Below are 19,763 nucleotides of genomic sequence, written 5' to 3' on the forward strand. Positions count from 1 at the left end.
CCATCGTCAGGGATTTCATGTCGCGTTCTATCTGCCTTTTCGCCTATCACGACCCATCAGCAACACTGGCTCCACACACCAGACACCTCCTGAGCCAGATTGCAGGATGCGGGTTCGAACTTCATGTCGCGGTTTCCGGACTGGATCCAAATGACACGGCGAGAATGACAGCCCTCGAAAACAGCTTTGCCTCCGGTCCGATCCCGATCAGGGCTAACCTGTACGCCAGAAAGAATTCTGGTCTTGATTTTGGAGCCTGGCAGGACCTGCTCAATAACCACTGCGACGCGGGAGCGAGTGAAATCCTCTTCGCGAATGACAGCGTGTTCGGGCCCATGACACCTTTACGGCCCATTATGGAAAACATGCGCGCCACCCGCTCCCCTATCTGGGGCATGGTACGATCAGAAGCTATTACAGCTCATCTTCAGTCCTGGTTTCTCGTCATGACACGCGATGTCCTCGATCATCCCGCCATCAGGCGCGTGTTCCAGCAGCCATTCAACAGTATGAGCAAGCCGGAAATCGTCTTGCATGGTGAACTCGGTCTCGGCTTGGCCATACAGGCCGCCAAACTGGATATCGCAGCTTCATGGAGCAGCACACGGGGGCTGGCACGCCTTTTATCCTTGAACCCAATGCATACAGATTGGCGCACTGTGCTCCACTCAGGGCAAGCACCGTTCATTAAGACAGAGCTTCTGCGAGATAACCCAAGCGGGGTCGCGTCAGTCCATCTGTGGCGAAGCGAAATTCCTGACAAAACCTTTTTCGACCCAGACTGGATCGCACTCTATCTGGCCAATAACCCACCGCGCGTTCAGCACAAGAAGGCCGGTTTCCGGGCACGACTGGTGCAGGCCCTTGCCAGTGAAGACAGACTGCGTGCCTTACCAGCTCTTTTAATGGGTCACTAACTTGGTTTTACGCTTGGCCACGCGCTCCAGAAAGCCTAGCAACTCTTCTGTCTGCGCCTCATACGTTGCCAGATCGCCCTTGAATGGATTGACATATCCGTCAAACTTTTCGGCCTGATTGAGCAAGGCTTCAACAGCCGCTGCGAGTGTTTCAGGACGCCCATCAAGAGGAAGATGCGTCCCGTTGATCCCGTCCACAACATCCTCTGACTGCCCCCCTGGAGCAGTCGTCAAAACCCAGACGTCGCGCGCCAAAGCTTCACGAACAGTCAGGCCATAACTCTCTTTCCATTGGGAAGGAAACAGAAGAACATCAATCTGATCATAGAAATCATCGAGTCCAGCCTGCGTGAAGGCAGGTACAATTTTTAGATCCCCCTTTACTGACCAGTCTTCAGCATAAATGGACCTGAAACCAAGATTGATCTTGTTATCAACCAGAACCAGCTCCCAGTCAGATCGCTCAAGAGACTCCATACATTTTTTAAGCTGTGGATATCCCTTTACTGCCTCAGTTCCGCCAACGAATCCGAAGCGTAGCCGCGAGCCCAGAATTCTCTGGCGACGAGAGCGTTCAGGCCACCGAAAGCCATTCCTGTTCACAACGATCCGCTCCGGCTCAACGCCATTAGCAAGATAAAGCTGACGATGTGCCTCAGACGGACTTATCAACAACGCCGCCTCAGCCAACGCCTGATGCATGATCGTCACGCGATCCCGTAAGTGTCGGGCATGAGGTTGGCACATCTGGCAAACCTGCTGGTCAATACGGGTCTGGAAGCAGTAATGCCCATCTTCCCGAACCATGAACTGCCGGTCGCATAGCCACCACGCATCATGCAGTGTCAGAACATACGGAACCCCGCGCTCCTGACAGACCCGCAGCATTGCAGTACCCAACCCCTGGGCCGCATGCACATGCACGACATCTGGCTGATAAGCGTCCAACCAATCGGCAAACACCTCAGCCATTTGCGGATTGTCGAGAGCTCCTATGAGGTCCGTCCCCTCCGGAATCACCGCGGATAACACATCCGTACCGTTGATGACGTAGCGAATACTTCCTGACAGATTTTCGTCCAGACGTGGACGAGACGTCATGACTCCCACTTCAACACCACGCTGCGTGAGCCTTTCTGCCAACTCCTCTGCAACGATCGTCGCCCCTCCGAATGAGCGTGGAGCGTAATAAACATTTGCCATAAGGACGCGCAAAGCGTGCCGATCCGGCATCACAGGCATACCGAAAACAGCCTGCCCCTGCGTAACCGCCATCGCATCGGGCGCGTACCGTTCCATCACATCCTGCAGGGCCTGAGCCGCAAGGCGCCGACGCAGCAGTATATCTCGGGCCAAGGTCAGAAAACTCTGTTTCCAGTCATCATCGGTGACGGCCAGCAGACCATTCTCGCCATGCCGCATCACAGAGAGAAAACCACTCCGGGGGGAGCAAACCGAAGCAACCTGGACGACTGCCGCCTCCAGAAATTTGATATTGCTTTTGCAGTCGTTGAAGAGCGTCGGTTCCAGAGGTGCAATGGCAATATCCGTTCGGGAAAGCACGCCCAGATAGTCGCGATAGGACAACTCAGTGAGCCGCTCTACACGGTCTCCGAACCTATCAAAGTCATCCGAAAGCTTAAGCTGACCAATGACCCGCAGACATAACCGCGGCTCATCTTCCATCGCAGCAATCAGCCCGGCCTGAGCCTGCCGAAAATCTTCATCGTGCGTATTGGTTCCTGATCCATAAGAAACCCACACACGCTCCACGTCCGTACCTTCGTGGGTCGGAAGAGACGCCGCGATCTCAAGCGTCTCATGATCAAGAGCATTTTCCAGCACTGAGACGTCAGTCAGGCCTGCGTCCAACATGGCTTGCGCCAATGCCGGGGTCGAAGCGATGCCACGGCCACAAGCCAGCATACAACGCCGGAATAAGGTAACACCCGACATGAGCAGATCCTGCTCTGCCTGCGGCAAACTGCTGATGTTCCCATTCTGAAGATACTCTTCAGCATCGAAAATAAGATCATCCACTTCCCACCACGGCTCAAGACGCAGGCGATGGGCCTCGGCGACCAGCTTCATGACAGTCTCGAAGCCAGGGACCCTGTAAAAAATAACCCGCGTACAAAGCTGTAACCCAGACATCGCAACACCAATGTCCCGCCAGTCTACAACCTGAACAGACCATCCAAGGCGTTCCAGCAGATCCCGCTTTTGCCACACACGATACTTCGCACACTGCCGCAAAGAAACTTCTGCAATAATCAGAACTTTCGGGGCCAGTGCGGTCGCCGTTTTATCGAGTGGATCACTGTAAACGGAAAGCCCCGACACAGCTTCATCTGGAGAGGCCTTCTTGGCAGAGGTAAGAGAATCAGAAACTTTCCGCCCTTTCTTTCTGCCGGAACGAGGCAAAACCTGACGTACCAGAGCATTCCCTAAAGCGCTGGCGCCCCCTTTGCCCCAAAGTTCGAGAACGCGGTCAGGCAGGTCTTTGAGAGACCTGCCAGAAGGCAGACGACCTAGCGTCAACCCTCTTATGAGCCTCAGTGGAGCAGTAACCCGCCATGAGAGGGAGCTCTGAACAAGAGCCATCTGCTCCCGGAGGTGCGTGTTCTCAATTTGCAGTCCCTCAGCCCTCATTCCGTTCAGACGTGCAGAACTGCGGTAGCTCTCAAGCAGGACCCGCCGCGAATCTTCTTCGGCTGCCTCTGGAAGGAGTGTCACGTTGGAACCGGAATCCACTGTCATCAAAGAAAAGGCCAAAGTCTGGAAACGGAGAGGTACAAACAAAAAGAGCTGGGTTCTTACGAACCCAGCTCCCTTCATGAATGCTGGCGAACCAACAGACAGGGTAGATCAGCTCAGATTGAAGTTCGAAGCCTTCAGATCCGTAACGCCAACAAACGTGATGTTGGAGCCATCGGACAGAGCAATGGTCGTATTGCCACCGGCAACAGTTGCATTGGACAGAACGTTCTCAAGCCCACCGTTGTTCTGAAGACCGTACTGGTACAGAGCCATCAGGTTACCTGCTGCGCTGCCAAAGTCACTGATGGTGTAGTTGCCACCAGCGGATCCCTTGTTCAGAGCAAACAGGTTCGCAGAGCCGGAACCACCCTCAAGGGTAGCATTGCCCGTTCCACCAACCAGCGTATCAGCACCGGTTCCGCCAATGACGGTCGTGTTGCCGGTACCTGCGAAAGCCTGCAGAACACCATGAGAAGACGCAGCAGAGATTGCTTCGTCGCCCTCGTTGCCCACGAACAGGCTGTAGCCGGACGTGCCATCGAACTGAGCGTTCAGGCCAGATGCACCGAACATGGTGGCATTGCCAGCCGTGATGGTGGTGTTACCCGTACCGTTCAGGAAGGACAGGGAGCCACCGACACTGATGCTGTTGCCAGTACCACGAACCTGCTGGAAGTCACCTGCAGCAGAAATCGTATCGTTCAGGCCACCAGCAACCGTTGCGGTCGTTCCAGTCGCGAAGTACGTGCTGGAACTGCCGCCCGTGATAAAGCCGTTGCTGCCAACCGTTACGTTGTTGTCGTACGTCGTGTCATAAACCGTGGCATTGTTGCCAAGAGTTACGACCGAGCTGCCACCCAGAAGGGTAACAGTATCCGTACCAGCAGAGCCATCAATCGTGTCCTGGCCTTCAGAACGAACAGCGTTCGTGCCTGCACCCAGGGTGATCAGGTTATTGCCTGTTCCGCCACCGATGGTGTTGTTACCATCTGTCCCGGAAATCGTGTCGTTGCCCGACCCTGTAGCAATGTTCCAGTTACCGGTCTTGCCTGTCCCCGTGAACGTGTTGTCACCAACACCACCGATGAACGTGCCGTTCTGGTTTCCAGCCTGAACCGAAACGCCAACCCAGCTACCTGTCAGCAGGCTGATGTTCGAAGCGGTATCATTGGAAAGGTCAATTGAAACAGCGCCATTCAGTGTATCTGTAGCGCCGTATGAACCGGCGGCGATGTAAGCTACATCCCCGTCGATGCTATAGCTGCCGCCCTGAGTAATAACGCCCTGAGAAACGCTTGCGTCGCTCAGGCTGCTGTTACTGCCTGGAACCAGATCATAACTCGTCAGACCGCTGACACCAGCGATAGCAGACGAATATTGACTGGCCAGAGCGTGGGCCTGCGCACCGTCGACCGTGACCGCAAGGATCCGGCCGGAGGCGCCAACCACGGTAGTGATTGCCATTACCATGCACTCCTAAAAAAGGTTGCCTCGCACTGGCGGCCCTCAGACCACCCAAATGATCGAGTGACGAGTCTTGCATATACCAAAGCCTATTTACCAAAAGCAATAAGGATTTGACGTATCTGTGCAAGACCTACCCGAGCATCGGAGCAATATAGAGACCCACTCACAGTGCAATTCCCTACTGTGATTTGAAAGACACAGAAAGGCTGGGGCAGGAATGCCCCATCACAGAAGGGAGCATTTTACGAATGGTTGCAATGACGGGATAAACTTTACAGCACGCAATCAATAAAAAATTAAAATACTTCATAAAAAACAAACAGAAATAGGGATTGTGTCTCTACAATGCCTTAAGATGTTTTCACACCATACCTTTACGAATCTGTAAATTGCACCTGTGACAAACCCATCCTCAACCTCCCCCTCGCCCTCTCTGCAGGATAGGTATCTGGCCGAATTAGCCACTTTGCTTATCCAGAGGCCCTTACCCGAAAGAAATTCAGGCCCCCAGGGAGATGGGGCTGACCACGCTGCCAGAGCAATTCTCTGGCTAGGAAGCGTCTTGCAAAATGATGCCTTCCCACAGGTGGCCACTATCCTTTTGTCTCCGGCGCTGGATGATGAACTTGGCTCCCAGCTCAGAGCTTGGCAGGAACTTGAAAGTCATCATTCAGAAAGAACATTCGCGAGAATCCACAACGATGGTGATTCCGGCATATTGCTCTGTCACCGAACCCATGAGGAACAAAGGGCAAACTCCAGTATTCCCGTGGTTCTGGTAGGGAAAACAACTCAGAGCCGCCCGAATGAAGTCGTTCTGTCAGACTATATTGCGCTCCGCCCCGCAGGGACGCATCCCTTCATTGAGCTTTTGGTGGGTCAGTCCGATAAATCCCGCGATTTCCGTCACAGGGTTCGCCAGCTTTTTGCTCATGACCTAGCCACACGACAGAGCGCTACAGAGCTTCAACAATACAAGCTGGCTGCTGAACACGCAGAACGCACAACTCACGCTCTCCGGATCGAGAGCCGATCTCTCTCCAGAGGCATCCGCATTCGAGATGAAAAGATTGCGTCCCTGACGCATATTCTTGACCCGATACGCCAAGAACGTGACGCTTTCCGCATAAAAATGGCGGAAGAAAAACACAAGCGGACAACGATCGAACACCATTATACAGAAAACCGCGAGGGTCTGGATTCCCTAAGAATCTTTCTGTCGCAACCCGCACCTTTATGGCGCCGGGTTCTTCGGGCTTTTCGAAAACCCTTTATTCCACATATCCCAACACTTCCCGAACCTCTCGCCTTGCAGTCTTGTTCGGAGCAGGAAGACTTTTCATCCAGTAAGTCTTTCGCTCTGGTAGAACCTTCTACAGTTCCCGATGATGGAACCTGTTCGCCTGAAGTCATACAGCGCGTTCTCTTCGTCGCCGGTGAGCCCGATACACCTGGCGTTGCCTATCGATGTGACCGAAATGCCGAAGCCGTCCGTAACGCAGGATATGAGGCACGTATCCAGCCTTGCGCCACAGTCGGGTACGAAGACATCCGGTGGGCTGACGTCATGATCTTCTGGCGCGTGGAGTATAGCGGCCACGTCAGCACCATTCTTGATCTGGCGCAGCAGGAAGGCGTCAGAACCATTTTTGACGCCGACGATATCGTTTTTGTTCCGCATTACGCGCGTATTGACTTCATTGACGGCATTCGCTCTGTGGGCGCGACGGAAGAGCGCATTGAGCGCTGCTTCGCAGACATGCGCCGGACTCTTGTGCGTTGTGAACAGGGATCAGCAACAACCCGGGAGCTGGCTCTTGCGATGCATGAACTGCGCCCCGTCATCCATCTTCTTCCGAATGTCTATGACCATGAGACACTGCGTCGATCCCGCCTGGGCTGTCGCCTCCGCGGAGAACCTGGTCGTTCAACGTCTGACGACGGACTGATCCGCATTGGATATGCTACGGGTTCTCGCACCCATCAGCGTGACTTCACCATTGCTTATCCTGCTCTGACGAGCGTGCTGAAAGCACGCCCCAACACGCGACTGGTTCTATTCAGGGAAAAAGACAATCACCGTCCCGTCCTTCTGATGGAGGAGTTCCCGGCCCTCAAGGCCGTAGAAAGCCAGATCGAATGGCGAGATATGGTTCCCCTTTCCGAACTTGGGGAAGAGTTCGCCAGATTTGATATCTCCATTGCGCCACTGGAAGTCGGCAACATCTTCTGCGAAGCCAAAAGCGAGATAAAATTCCTTGAAGCCTCTCTTGCAGGCAACGCCTCCATCGTTTCTCCAACCGGCCCATTCCGTCGGGTCGTAAGAAACAATGAAACCGGCCTCCTGGCTGAAACCCAGGAAGAATGGACCAGCGCGCTCCTGAAACTGGTCGACAACCCCGATCTGCGCCGCACTCTGGCCCGTAACGCCTATCATGACGTTCTCTGGCCCTTCAGCCCGGAAGCTCAAGCCCGGCGCATGGCACTCGCCCTGTCTTCCCTCAACGGCGATGTGGAAGCGGCTCAAGCGGCGGAAACTCTTCTGGCCCGCGGCCGCGTAAAGCCTCCTGCGCTGCCGGTCGTTCCAGAGAGTGAAACGCTCTTCCACCATGACATCTTGGGCGAAGCAGACGTCACGGTCATCGTAACATCATATAATTACGCCAATCACGTTCTGGATGCTCTGGACTCCGTTGTTACGCAGACACTTCAGATCCTGGACCTCATCGTGGTGGATGATGGGTCAACGGATGAATCCGCTGACCTCATCAGGATCTGGATGGAACGGCACACCGGCCGCTTCAACCGCCTGATCTTCAGACGGTCCATCCGCAATGCAGGCTTGGGTGGGGCACGAAACATCGGCATGGATGCTGCTGAAACCCAGCACACTCTGCAATTGGACGCCGATAACATCCTGCGCCCGGATGCTTGTGAAACACTATTGGCCGCCATGACATTTGGCATCGCCTACGCCTATCCGCTGATCCAGTGCTTTGACGAGAACGGGCCACTCGTCACAAAGAAAAACCCTGATCTGATCACACCACCCGGCGCACCTGTTCTTCTCGGCGATCTACCCTCGAATCCCCTGACACTGGTTTCAGGCAATCGCATTGATGCCATGGCAATGGTCGCCAAATGGGCGTGGGCAGCCGCTGGCGGCTACTATGTTTCACGTGAAGCAATGGGCTGGGAAGACTATGACCTCTGGTGCACTTTCGCTGAACTGGGATTACCCGGACGGCAGGTTCCAGCCATTCTGGCGGATTACAGGCAGCACAGCAGTTCCATGACCAACGCCTCAACAGAGCGGGCCGCCCACAAAGCGCGTGTCGTTGCATATGTGCAGGACAGACATCCCTGGATTAATCTGACCGCAGAGAAGGCCCATCAGAGAGCCTGACCTTCCCCGATCAGTCTTTCAGACACAAAAAAACCCGGGCAGTTTCCTGTCCGGGTTTTTTCATGAACAGGCCGGATCGCCAGATCCAGCCAACTCACAATCAGAACGGTGCGTCGATATCCACGACATCAATCAGCTTGTGATTCACAAATTCTTTGATGCCCAGACCAATCAACTCACGGCCATAGCCAGAACGAGCCACACCACCAAACGGCAGATCAGCCTTCACCATCGTCGGATGGTTCACATAAACCATACCTGTGTGAATCTTCTCGGCAACCTTCACGCCACGCGCCGTATCCTTGGTAAAGACGGAACCGCCCAGACCAAACGGAGAGTCATTGGCAACGCGGATCGCCTCAGCCTCGTCCTTCACACGATAAAGCTGCGTGACCGGACCAAAGAACTCCCAGTGACGGGCTTCATTGTCGCCATGCAGGTTCGTCATCAGCAGCGGCTGGAAAAAGGCACCCTTCTCAGGAACCGGCGCACCGATGACTTCCACAACAGCACCATGCTTCTTGGCTTCTTCAACCTGAGCCTTCAGATCGTCAGCAGCCTTCTGTGAAGACAGTGGCGCAAGCGTCGTAGCCGGATCCATTGGATCACCAGCCTTGAACTTGAGAACCTCAGCCTTATAGATCTCAAGGAACTGGTCGTAGATGGAATCTACAACGATCAGGCGCTTGGAAGACACGCAGACTTGGCCCGCATTCCAATGACGCCCGAAAGCAGCCCACTTGGCGGCCTTTTCAACATCGGCATCTTCAAGCACGACAAATGCATCGGCACCGCCGAGTTCCATCGTTGCCTTCTTGAGCGCCTGACCAGCCGTGCTGGCCACAATGGCGCCCGCACCTTCAGAACCCGTCAGTGCCACACCACAGACGCGCGGATCATTCAGGATCACGGCCGTATGATGCCGAGCAGCATAAAGATTGTGGAATGCACCCTTCGGCAGACCAGCTTCAATCATCAGGTCATCAAAGATAGCAGCACACTGCGGCACATTGGATGCATGCTTCAGCAGAACCGTATTACCGGCAGAAAGCTGCGGCGCGATGATACGAGCGATCTGGTAGTACGGGAAATTCCAAGGCTCAATCGCAAAGACAATGCCCTGCGGCTGATGAATCAGGATGGCTTCGCCTTCCTTCGGATCAGCAACCGGAAGCTTTTCCGGCTTCAGAAGCTCTTCAGCGTTCTTGGCATAATATTCAAAGATCTCAGCGGAGAGAATGGTCTCCAGCTTGGCTTCTTCATAAAGCTTGCCCATCTCAAGGGTGAGCAGCTTGGCATATTTATCAATGTCGCGACGAAGGATCGCACCGGCAGCAGCCATAACCTTGGCGCGGTCTGCAAAGGAAACGTCGCGCCAGCTCTTGAAGGCCTCATATGCGTCGGTAATCGCCTGCTGCACTTCCTGATCAGTTGCTTCCGGGAAGGTTTTAAGCGTTTCACCCGTATATGGATTGGTCGTAGCGTAAGCCATGACGGAAAATCTCCGTTGAATAAAATGGTACCCAGCATATTGGCATGAAAGCCATGGTACGGAACCCCCAACCCCTCAAAAGTTTGAAAGTTCACATAGCCGTGTTCTGTTTAAGCTCTTCCAGCCATGCTCGTGCGTTACCATCGGACGGTGCCCTCCAGTCTCCACGCGGAGAAAGAGAGCCGCCAGCAACGATTTTCGGCCCATTTGGCATGGCCGAGCGCTTGAATTGACTGGTGGCAAAAAACCGGTGAATAAAGATCCTCAACCAGTGACAGATCTCTTCCAGATCATAGGATTTCCGCCGATCTTCGGGGAAATGCGTTGGCCAGGAACCTGTTGTAACACTTCCCCACGCCTTTTCTGCCAAAAAGGCGATACGTGATGGGCGAAATCCATATCTGAGCACATAGAAAAGCGTGAAATCCTGCAAGGCATACGGGCCAATCATTTGCTCCGTACTCTGAATTCCCTGCCCCACATCCGGGACGAGTTCCGGGGAAATTTCAGCATTGACGATCTTCTCCAGAACTTCTGGTGCACCACCCGAGAGCCCCCCTTCCCGAACCAACCAGCGAATCACATGCTGGATCAGCGTCTTCGGCATTCCAGCATTCACATTGTAGTGAGACATCTGATCCCCGACGCCATAAGTGCACCACCCGAGCGCCAGTTCGGAAAGGTCACCCGTCCCGATGACAATGCCGTTTCGATGATTGGCCAGACGGAAAAGAAAGTCTGTTCTCAGTCCTGCCTGCACATTCTCGAAGGTGATGTCATGAACCGGCTTGCCCTCTGCATAAGGATGACCAATGCCCGCCAGCATCGTCTCGGCCGCAGGCCGAATATCGAGCTCATTGGTTTCTACACCCAGTGCTGACATGAGCGCATGCGCAAGCCCACGACTTTCACTGCCAGTGGCAAACCCGGGCATCGTGTAAGCAAGAACATGCGTCCGGGGCCAGCCAAGCTCATCGGCGGCTCTGACAGCAACCAGTAACGCCAGCGTACTATCCAGCCCGCCGGAAACACCAATGACAGCACGCTGCGCCCCACTCGCCTGCAACCGCTGACGAAGCGCGCTCACCTGAATGGTCCAGGCTTCGTAGCAATCCCGAGCCAGCGTCTTCGGATCAGAAGGAACAAACGGGAATCTTGCAACGTCGCGCTTTAACCCAAGGTCTTCCAGTGGGGCAGACAACGCGAACCCAATGGTTCTGAAACGGTCACGCCCGACACCAAACTGGCCCGTCCGCAAGCGCTCCTGCCGGAGAAGATCAAGATCCACATCTGCGACCACCAGCCGCTCTCCCTGAGGGAAGCGATCGGACTGCGCGAGAAGACGGCCATTCTCGTGAATGGAAACCTGACCATCCCATGCCAGATCAGTGGTGGATTCCCCTTCCCCAGCCGCTGCATAAGCATACGCTGCCAAAGTCCGCATGGATTGAGCCTGGCACAGCAGAGAACGGTCATCTGTACGGCCAATTGTAACTGGCGACGCAGAAGGATTGAGAACAACACTCGCCCCCGCCTGAGCCAGCATTCCGCTGGGAGGGTTGGCCACCCACAAATCCTCACAGATCTCGACGCCCAGCGTCAGACCCGGCAGATCATGCGCTTCAAACAGAAGGTCCGCGCCAAACGGAACCTCAGCGCTACCAGTCCTAACAACTCCGGACGTTCCCAAGCCGGATGTGAACTGTCGGGGCTCGTAAAATTCCCGGTACCTCGGCAGATAGGACTTGGGAACAATACCCAGAATACGCCCACGGTGAATCACCGCTGCGCAATTATAAAGCAGATCCCCACGACAAAGCGGCAATCCGACCACAGCCACACTCATCAGGTCAGCCGTCTGCCTGGCAAGCCATTCCAGGGCAGTTCGGGCACCATCCAGCACCACATCCTGAAACCGCAGATCATCAAGCGTGTAGCCAGTCAGCCCAAGCTCCGGAAAAACAACCGCAGCAACACGCTGTCGGTCACAGTCCTTCAGAACCTCAAGAACCCTCTCCGCATTGGCTTTTGGCTCGGCCAGAGAAACGGGAAGCGTACAAGCCGCAATCCGGGCAAAACCCTGATGATAAAGCGAGCGGAATCTGGTCATGGTGTCCCTCTCAGACCCAGGCGACCCGGAAAGCGGGCGTCACGTTTTAATGTGTTCAACGATACAGCCATTACGAAATTGAACCGGAGCGTCTTTGTCCCGTTCTGCCTTGCTCACCCCGTTTCTCCAACTGGAGGAACATCATGACCCAGGAGACTTACCAATGGATCTGCTTCGCTGGACGGTTGTCTTCCTCATCCTTGCCCTGTGCGCCGCCGTGCTTGGGTTCGGTGGGATTTCGGCAGATTTCGCCTATATCGGCAAGATCCTGTTCTTCATCTTCCTCGTACTGCTGATCATCAGCCTGATCTTCGGACGCGGTCGCCCGAGACTCTGACAGGTTTCAGCCTCGGGAGCGCAGCATGCGCACGCTTCCGAGGCTGGCCACCACAAATACGACTACAGCATATAAACCGCCCGTTTCCGTCATGGAAATTGGAAGGCCGAATAGATAATCCGGCGAATCACAGGGCTTGTTCGGCCGGGCCGGCATCGCTGCCATCCAGTCCTTGAAGCTACCGCCATGAAAAACCGGCGCACGACACTCGGGAGCCGGACTTGGCCAGAACTTATGTTCAACACCAGCATGCAGAACCGCCAACCCGATACTGACAGCAAGGCACAGCAGCCCCGCGAACACGGGATATCGTGCGTAACGTCGCGGCAAAAGCAACGTCAGAGCGCCAATCCCGATCAGAACGCGCCAGGGCCTTCGCTCCCACAGACACAGTTCACACGGCGCCAGCAGAAGCCGGTGCTCCGCAAACCATGCCGTCCCGAGCGCCAAAACCCCGGCCAGAACGAACAGCCCTCCCAGTATCCTGGTCATATCGGGCTGCTTCGTTCCGGTCAGAGTCATGTGCGAGAGGCCTCCAGGCTATCTAGAAACTGCTTGGCCCAGCTTCCCGCTGTGTTGCGAGAGACTTCGCCGTAAAGTGCGGACCATGCCTCATGACGGGTCTGCACGTCCATGGTGAGTGCCGCATGAAGTGCATCGGCCATCCCCTCAGCGTCCAGCGGATTGACCTGAAGCGCCTCTGGCATCTCAGGTGCTGCACCAGCAAACCGTGACAGAACCAACACGCCCGGATCCTTGGAATCCTGAGCCGCGATGAACTCTTTGGCGACAAGATTCATGCCATCGCGCAACGGCGTGATGTATCCGACATCGGACACCCGATAGAGCCCCGCCAGAACATTCCGGGAAATCGGCCAGGTCGTATAACGGATCGGCACCCAGTCCGGCGTACCATATGCCCCGTTGATCGTTCCCACCAGGCCATCAAGCTCTTCCTTCAGAAGACGATAGCTTTCCACACCCGTCCGGGAGACAGGCGTGATCTGTAAGAACGTCACCTTGCCGCGATACTCCGGGTAATTTTTCAGGAGCATTTCATACCCCCGCATCCGCTCAGGCAGACCTTTGGAATAATCCAGCCGATCCACACCGATAATCAGGCGCTTTCCAACCAGACTGTCCACAATCTGTTCCACATCTTCCGTGGAGGCACTTTCAATAGCCTGCTGCCGGAAACGGATCGGATCAATCCCGATCGGCACTGCTTCTACTTCTGCCTGGAGACCATATTCCGCGAAACATCCCCGGAGGTTCTGGGCATCTTCCGGCGTTTGCACGCCAATGCGGTCACAACCTGCAAGCCCTTTCAGAAGGCGCTGCAATTGCGGCAGGAGACGCGCCACACTCCAAGGTGGAAAAGGAATATGCAGGAAAAAGCCAATCCGCCCCGTGACCCCTCTATTCCGCAGCATCTCAGCCAGCGGAAACAGATGATAATCATGAATCCAGATCGTATCGTCCTCTTTCAGAAGAGGAACCAGACGATCGGCAAAGACGGCATTGGCTTCGTAGTAAGCCTCGCAATCTTCACGCGTGTAACGGATCAGCTGCGTTCTGTAGTGGCATAACGGCCAGAGAACGCCATTGGAAAAGTTCAGATAAAACCTGTCATATTGCCGGGGCGTCATATCAAATGTGGCATACGTCACATTCCCAGCACGGTCCTCCATGACAGGCCGGTCCAGTGCATCTTCGCACTGTTCCCCGGACCAGCCAAACCAGAGGCTGTCCCGTGTCTGAACAGCATCATACAACCCAACAGTCAGACCACCCGCAGGCTGCGTCCGTTCTCCGGGCGCTGGTGTACGATTGGAAACAACTATCAGGCGCCCCATCCATGCCCCTCCGATAAATCGTGCAGCCACCGGCGGAACGTGACTGCATCAGGAAAATCATCCGGAATGAGCCAGCCAGCACCGCCCATCTGGCGCGCAGCCTTCACTCCGTCCATGTCTGTAACGTCATCCCCGACAAAGAGTGGCAAGCGACCGCGAAAAGGATTTTCAGACATCAATTCCCGCACGGCTCCCCCCTTGTCCACGCCCAACGGACGAAGCTCGATAGCCATGTGAGCGTCCTGCAAACGGAAACCGCCAGCTTCCGGCGACCATTGCTCCGTCAACGCCCGAAATGCCATTTCAGCCTCCGGCGCCTGACGATAGTGCAGGACCATTCCAGCCTTCTTGCGTTCTACGCTCGCACCGGGATGCAAAGAGATAATATCTTCCGCCTTCTGCAGCCAGTCAGCTGGCACGGACGGTAAAGCGGGGTGAGTAATGTCTTTTTCAGGTGAGGTCCGCACGGCTACTCCATGCTCCCCCGCTACAGCATGAGGAATGCCGGGCAAAAAATGGTCGATTTGGGCGATCGGTCGGCCAGTCACAATAGCCAGCGCTCCGCCGAGCATATCTTTCAGGCGAAGGAGATCGTCTGCCAGTCCCGGAGGAACAACCACACTTTCAGGAGTAGGAGCGATATCGACCAGTGTTCCGTCGAAATCCAGCAGGATTGCAGCTTTTGAAGGCGGAAAAGGAATCTGGATCATGAATAGGCTTCTCTTTCCAGTTTCAGGGGTACCCCCGCTCCGCCCACTCCTTATTCCAGGCCGGGATCAGTTGCGGGAGGAGGCAAGGACGGTCCGGCTGATGCCGGGGGTGCGGGAGGCACAAGAGACTGCGCACCACCAGAGGGTGGCGCGAGAGGAATCGGTGCGTGGCTGTCTGGCGCCAGCGGAACCGCTCCTCCTTCAGATGATGATGAAGAGCCGGACTGATCGGTCCCCCCTTCATCTTCCGTTGCTGTCGTACCGGCCAGTTGAGGCGCTTTTATGACGGGCAGCGGTCCAGCGTCCGGCGCAACACGATCTCCCGTGCACGCCACAACACGCACATCATAAAGCGAACTGCCATAAGTCCCGAGAGATGGCTCATTCTGCAACATCCACCCGTCGAAGGGTGGTCGAGCCGAATCTCCCGAATCACGCAGGTGCAGCAACGCACCAGAGTCAGCCGGCAATGTTTCCGGACGACTGACACACGCCTCAACAGCGACCGAAAGCGTTCGGTAGGAGGCATTTGCACCCACTGGAATCGTCAGCGTCTCAATATGGGCATCCAGCCGATCCAGAACACGAATGACAGCCTGTGTCCGTCCCTGCCAGGTATTAGCCGGGTACATCGCCGGCGGGGCAACCCCTACAGCGGCAAGCGCCGATGACGTTACAGACAGAGCCAGAAGAGCCGCACCGGCAAACAGGAACCGATTGGTCATGATCAGGCGTTTCCTTGGGATTTTGGGTCCACGAGATCGGCAAGCATGGCGATGAAGGACTTGCGCATGGCATCTGGGGAAACCCCCATCAGAATACCGTCCTCAAACGCATCCTGCAGGGCCTGACGCAATTCGGCGTCATTTTCTCTCAGCACGCGCACTTTCTCGACGCAGGCCACTGGCTGTCCATCACGATCCAGCCAGGGAAAGTCCTCGGAACTCACGGCTCGTCTGACAGGCCACCAGCAGGCTTCTGGGGCTTTTGAGCCTTCTGAAGCGTATCCGTGACCGAAAAGATGAATTTGCTCAGAAGCTGCTCAAGACTGATAGACCCCTGCGTCTCCGTCAGCGCCCCACCAGCCTTGATAAGAGCGTCAGCGCCCCCCGGTGACAGCGCAATGTATTTTCCGCCCAACAGACTGTCAGACGTCACAATCGCTGCAGAATCCGTTGGTAGCTTCACGTCCGGCGACAGTGTGAACGTCACCTGGGCCTGAAAAGTCTTCGGATCCACAACCTCAGACATCACATGGCCGACGGTAATTCCAGCCAGACGCACATCTGATCCGACATTTAGACCATCAATCTGGCTGAAAGACGCATGAACCTGGTAGCCACCATCATCATGACGATGATGACCCAGCATCGCCAGAACCAGCATCCCGACCAGAAAGACCAGCACCAGAAACCCAGCCAGAAGCTCAAGCCGATCGTGGCGAGCTGCGGCAGGCGCTGTTCCCGTGGCTGCGCTCATGACATCACCTTCGAAAAAATCATTTTCCTGCACTAGCGGACTCCATCGCCGCAGTCCAACCCTCCCTTTGGAAACAGAGATTATCAGCCCGGGAAAATGTTATCCCCCATATCCCCATGTTCCCACCCATTAACCCGGCCAAAAGGCACGTTTTCCCGCTTCCGGGCCACCGGAACGCAGCGTAGATTCGCAGCATGACAGCCCGTCTTCATTGGACCGGCGTTCGCATGAGAACGCTTCGGGTCACCACCGATCCGGACGACAGCGCCACGCGCTCCGTCACCCTTCCGGCCGCCTGGGAGGATGATGCCGCGCAGGCGCTGGCCCAGATCACGCAAAATGGTGGCCCCATCCGCCTTTCGACGGAAGCGGCACGTTGGGTTGACACAATTGATGCGTGTCCGCCTCTCCCCGGAACGCCAGCCAATGCACCCTCTCCTGCCCGGAGCCTGTCTTATCTTCTGCTGATGCGTCAGCTCGCTCCCAACATTGCCCTGTGGGAACGTCACCCTGACGAAATTCCAGGTTTTGTTGTGCGACTGTCTGGCTTTGTTCAGGAGGACGGTTTCGCACCAGAGCATTTCGTAGCCTGCCTAAAGCTGGCCTGCGATTCCCTGCGTCGACTCCACGCTACAACACGCGTGGAACGCACAGGCGAGCTGCCGCTGTTTGATCTTCCCGCTGATCCGTCAGAAGAACCCGCAGGCATTATCCTGCTAACGGACCTAGACGCTTGCCTCGCATCTATGGGGCTCGACTACGACAGTGATGCAGGACGAGAGGCCGCCAGAGCCATTGCAGCACTGGCCACGAGCATCGCGCATGCAGGCACAAATCTCTCGCTCCCGACCATTCCAGCCTGCGCATCTCTACCGGGGCTACGCGCTCTCGCGGCAGAGACCTGCGCGGCCATGGAAGGCCAGCACCTTTCCCCTGTGGAAACGGGGTTTTCCGGCCCTGGGCCTGTCGACGCACTTCTAGGTGTTGAATCCTGTGGGTTGGCGCCAGTCTTTTCGCCCCTGCGTAGCGACGGACACCTCCGCGCCTCGACCCTTGCCCGATTGGCTTACAGAGGCCTGACACCCGAATCCGCCCTTGCGATGGCTCTTGCTGGTGAAGCTCCCCTTCCTCCGACAAGGCCGGAAGCCCATGCCGCCATGCATAAGGCCATGGAACGCTCCGTCGATTTTCTTCCGGAGTTGCCAGAACCCGAACTGGCGAATCTGCGTGCCAAACTGGAACGGGGTGCTCGCCGTCAGCTTCCAATGCGTCAAACCGGCTTTACTCAGCGCACTGCTGTCGGCGGCCACAGTCTCTTCATGCGCACGAGCGAGTTTGAAGACGGCACCCTGGGTGAAGTCAGCATCATCCCGACCCGAGAAACGCCAATGGCCCGGGGTTTAATGGATTGTCTCGGGCAGGCCGTCAGCATCGGTCTTCAGTTTGGCGCCCCGCTGGACGCTTTTGTCGAACGATTCGCTTATACCCGCTTCGGGCCTGCGGGTACGGTCGAAGGTGATCCCGGCGCGGCCTACGCATCGTCGATGCTCGATTACGCCTTCCGGACGCTTTCGGAGGCTTATCTCGGGCAGCACATGCCAGACGCACCACAGATCGAACCCAACGCGGAAGATACATCTCCTATGTTGCCGTTCGATCATTCGTCGGGCGATACACCCCGCGGTCGACGCCTCAGACTGGTGAGTTGATGAAAATATGGCGCCTTCCGACGTCTGCGCTGCTGGAATACATTGACAGCCTGCGGACACGTCGGTAGCTAGCGCCTGCGCTGAGAAGGAATCCGGTCATTGTGCCCGGTGGACAGGATGCGCACAGGGTAAGGGATCAGACAGCGTGGGACACGCCCCTTCCGACGAGGATGACAGCTTTGATGTGCGCCTGAAGCGCGCAAGCAAAAAGCTTGATCCCCACGCGGAAGAGCTTTCCACAAAGTCCTCCGATGAAGATGCGGGTTCTATCGCATCTTTCGGGGTTGCGATCCGGGTCGGAACGGAGCTGGTAGCCGGTCTGGCGGTTGGTGTGGCATTAGGCTACGCTCTTGACCGCTGGCTGGGTTACAGGGTTCTTTTCCTTCTGATTTTTGCCCTGCTAGGTTTTGGTGCCGGCATGATGAATGTCTGGCGGGTTTTGAATGGGCCGGGCATGGTGCCCGAGCTGAAAGATGACGGGAGAAGCCAGCGTGGCAGCCGGATCGACGATTGACGCGCTCGGACAGTTCGAGCTCCATCCGGTTCTCGGATCTCTGGGCGAAGCTCTGCGGTTCTCACAGTCTCCACTGTTCATGCTGATCGCCGTTGTGCTGGTGCTCGCATTCCTCTTCATCGGAATGCGCCCAGCCTCCGTCGTTCCTGGCCGTCTTCAGGCCGCAGCCGAAATTGGTTACGACTTCATTCATGACCTTGCCATCGGCACGATGGGTGAAGAAGGCGCTGCTTTCTTCCCGTTCGTGTTCGCTCTGTTCTTCTTCATTCTCGCCGGCAACTACCTCGGCCTGCTTCCCTTCTCCTTCACCTATACAAGCCATATCGCAGTGACACTTGCGCTGGCCGTAACGGTGTTCGTGATCTCGATCCTGGCTTCCCTGCGCTTTCAGGGTCTGGGTTTCTTCAAGCACTTCATGCCAGCTGGCGCCCCTGTGTGGCTGTCGCCGCTGCTCGTGCCGATCGAGATCCTTTCTTTTCTTTCTCGCCCCGTCAGCCTGTCGATCCGTCTGTTCGCCAATATGGTGGCCGGTCACGTTCTGCTCGAGGTGTTTGCCGGCTTCACAATCATGCTCGCCGGTCTGGGCTTCTTCGGTCATATCCTGGCCGTTGCCCCGATCGCGATCAACATTGCGCTGACGGCTCTGGAATTGCTGGTGGGTGTGCTTCAGGCATACGTTTTCGCCATTCTCACCTGCATCTATCTGCGCGAGGCCGTCGCTCACTGAGCGCGGTTTTGCACAACCCCTGTATCGACCCTAAAGGAACCTGACCATGGACGTTCAAGCCGCTCGTGACATCGGCGCCGGTATTGCAGTAATCGCCCTCGCAGGCGTCGGCATCGGCCTCGGCAACATTTTCTCGACGCTCGTGAGCTCCATCGCTCGCAACCCGGCTTCCCGCCCGCACGTTTTCGGCCTCGGCATGCTCGGCTTCGCGCTGACGGAAGCCGTTGCTCTGTTCGCGCTGCTGATCGCCTTCCTGATCCTGTTCGCCTGAGGTCGAAC

17 protein-coding genes are annotated in these 19,763 nt (G+C 56.1%); 7 read left to right on the top strand and 10 right to left on the bottom strand.

Going from position 1 to position 19,763, the window contains the following annotated elements; all coding sequences use genetic code 11:
* Positions 1-17: 17 nt before the first annotated feature.
* Entirely contained in the window at positions 18-917 is a 900-nt protein-coding gene (locus ABF979_RS05985; RefSeq protein ID WP_415558503.1) for a rhamnan synthesis F family protein, read from the top strand.
* On the opposite strand, the gene ABF979_RS05990 is transcribed toward ABF979_RS05985, so the two are convergent.
* Positions 903-3,677: a glycosyltransferase gene (locus ABF979_RS05990; protein WP_415558505.1), complete on the bottom strand. Its 2,775-nt coding sequence runs from the start codon at positions 3,675-3,677 to the stop codon at positions 903-905. The two genes, ABF979_RS05985 and ABF979_RS05990, sit on opposite strands and share 15 nt — an antisense overlap.
* Before the next feature lie 108 nt (positions 3,678-3,785).
* Complete coding sequence (locus tag ABF979_RS05995) at positions 3,786-5,141, bottom strand: beta strand repeat-containing protein (RefSeq protein ID WP_215749519.1); 1,356 nt, start codon at positions 5,139-5,141, stop codon at positions 3,786-3,788.
* Positions 5,142-5,706: 565 nt separating this feature from the next.
* Here ABF979_RS05995 and ABF979_RS06000 point away from each other — a divergent pair.
* A complete protein-coding gene (locus tag ABF979_RS06000; protein WP_415558507.1) occupies positions 5,707-8,550 on the top strand; it encodes a glycosyltransferase in 2,844 nt (947 codons plus the stop codon).
* A 100-nt stretch (positions 8,551-8,650) separates the two neighbouring features.
* Here ABF979_RS06000 and ABF979_RS06005 read toward each other — a convergent pair whose 3' ends face one another.
* Both ABF979_RS06005 and ABF979_RS06010 read right to left on the bottom strand, forming a co-directional pair.
* Complete coding sequence (locus ABF979_RS06005) at positions 8,651-10,042, bottom strand: NAD-dependent succinate-semialdehyde dehydrogenase (protein WP_215769323.1); 1,392 nt, start codon at positions 10,040-10,042, stop codon at positions 8,651-8,653.
* Between the two features lie 91 nt (positions 10,043-10,133).
* Complete coding sequence (locus ABF979_RS06010) at positions 10,134-12,152, bottom strand: NAD(+) synthase (protein WP_415558509.1); 2,019 nt, start codon at positions 12,150-12,152, stop codon at positions 10,134-10,136.
* A gap of 163 nt (positions 12,153-12,315) precedes the next feature.
* On the opposite strand from ABF979_RS06010, the gene ABF979_RS06015 reads away from it, so the two are divergent.
* Entirely contained in the window at positions 12,316-12,489 is a 174-nt protein-coding gene (locus ABF979_RS06015) for a DUF1328 domain-containing protein (protein WP_046900350.1), read from the top strand.
* A 6-nt stretch (positions 12,490-12,495) separates the two neighbouring features.
* Here the strand turns inward: ABF979_RS06015 and ABF979_RS06020 are convergent, their stop codons facing one another.
* From ABF979_RS06020 to mlaD, 6 genes are read right to left on the bottom strand one after another with little or no spacing between them, the layout of a single operon-like run.
* On the bottom strand, positions 12,496-13,011 hold the full coding sequence (locus tag ABF979_RS06020) for a disulfide bond formation protein B (RefSeq protein WP_202206830.1): 516 nt from the start codon (positions 13,009-13,011) through the stop codon (positions 12,496-12,498).
* The gene (locus tag ABF979_RS06025; protein ID WP_415558511.1) at positions 13,008-14,345 is read right to left on the bottom strand and encodes an alpha,alpha-trehalose-phosphate synthase (UDP-forming); all 1,338 of its coding nucleotides are present in this window, start codon (positions 14,343-14,345) and stop codon (positions 13,008-13,010) included. The genes ABF979_RS06020 and ABF979_RS06025 overlap by 4 nt, the downstream gene beginning before the upstream one ends.
* Entirely contained in the window at positions 14,333-15,055 is a 723-nt protein-coding gene (gene otsB, locus ABF979_RS06030; RefSeq protein WP_415558513.1) for a trehalose-phosphatase, read from the bottom strand. Before otsB ends, ABF979_RS06025 begins: the two co-directional genes overlap by 13 nt.
* Positions 15,056-15,105: 50 nt before the next feature.
* Positions 15,106-15,780, bottom strand: a complete 675-nt coding sequence (locus ABF979_RS06035; protein WP_415558515.1) for a DUF2155 domain-containing protein — start codon at positions 15,778-15,780, stop codon at positions 15,106-15,108.
* Positions 15,781-15,782: 2 nt separating this feature from the next.
* Positions 15,783-16,004, bottom strand: a complete 222-nt coding sequence (locus ABF979_RS06040) for a hypothetical protein (protein WP_415558517.1) — start codon at positions 16,002-16,004, stop codon at positions 15,783-15,785.
* On the bottom strand, positions 16,001-16,534 hold the full coding sequence (mlaD, locus tag ABF979_RS06045; RefSeq protein WP_207204216.1) for an outer membrane lipid asymmetry maintenance protein MlaD: 534 nt from the start codon (positions 16,532-16,534) through the stop codon (positions 16,001-16,003). Before mlaD ends, ABF979_RS06040 begins: the two co-directional genes overlap by 4 nt.
* Positions 16,535-16,728: 194 nt before the next feature.
* Here mlaD and ABF979_RS06050 point away from each other — a divergent pair, with 194 nt between their 5' ends.
* The 4 genes from ABF979_RS06050 (at position 16,729) to ABF979_RS06065 (ending at position 19,755) form a co-directional block, all read left to right on the top strand.
* Complete coding sequence (locus tag ABF979_RS06050) at positions 16,729-18,243, top strand: vitamin B12-dependent ribonucleotide reductase (RefSeq protein ID WP_415558519.1); 1,515 nt, start codon at positions 16,729-16,731, stop codon at positions 18,241-18,243.
* A gap of 145 nt (positions 18,244-18,388) precedes the next feature.
* Entirely contained in the window at positions 18,389-18,757 is a 369-nt protein-coding gene (locus tag ABF979_RS06055; RefSeq protein WP_415558520.1) for an AtpZ/AtpI family protein, read from the top strand.
* Positions 18,735-19,484 carry a F0F1 ATP synthase subunit A gene (locus tag ABF979_RS06060; RefSeq protein ID WP_046900946.1) on the top strand — a complete coding sequence of 250 codons (750 nt, stop codon included), beginning with the start codon at positions 18,735-18,737 and terminating at the stop codon, positions 19,482-19,484. Before ABF979_RS06055 ends, ABF979_RS06060 begins: the two co-directional genes overlap by 23 nt.
* Before the next feature lie 46 nt (positions 19,485-19,530).
* Complete coding sequence (locus ABF979_RS06065) at positions 19,531-19,755, top strand: ATP synthase subunit C family protein (protein WP_007284348.1); 225 nt, start codon at positions 19,531-19,533, stop codon at positions 19,753-19,755.
* Positions 19,756-19,763: the final 8 nt, after the last annotated feature.

This window comes from Gluconobacter sp., assembly GCF_047723935.1.
Taxonomy (GTDB): domain Bacteria; phylum Pseudomonadota; class Alphaproteobacteria; order Acetobacterales; family Acetobacteraceae; genus Gluconobacter.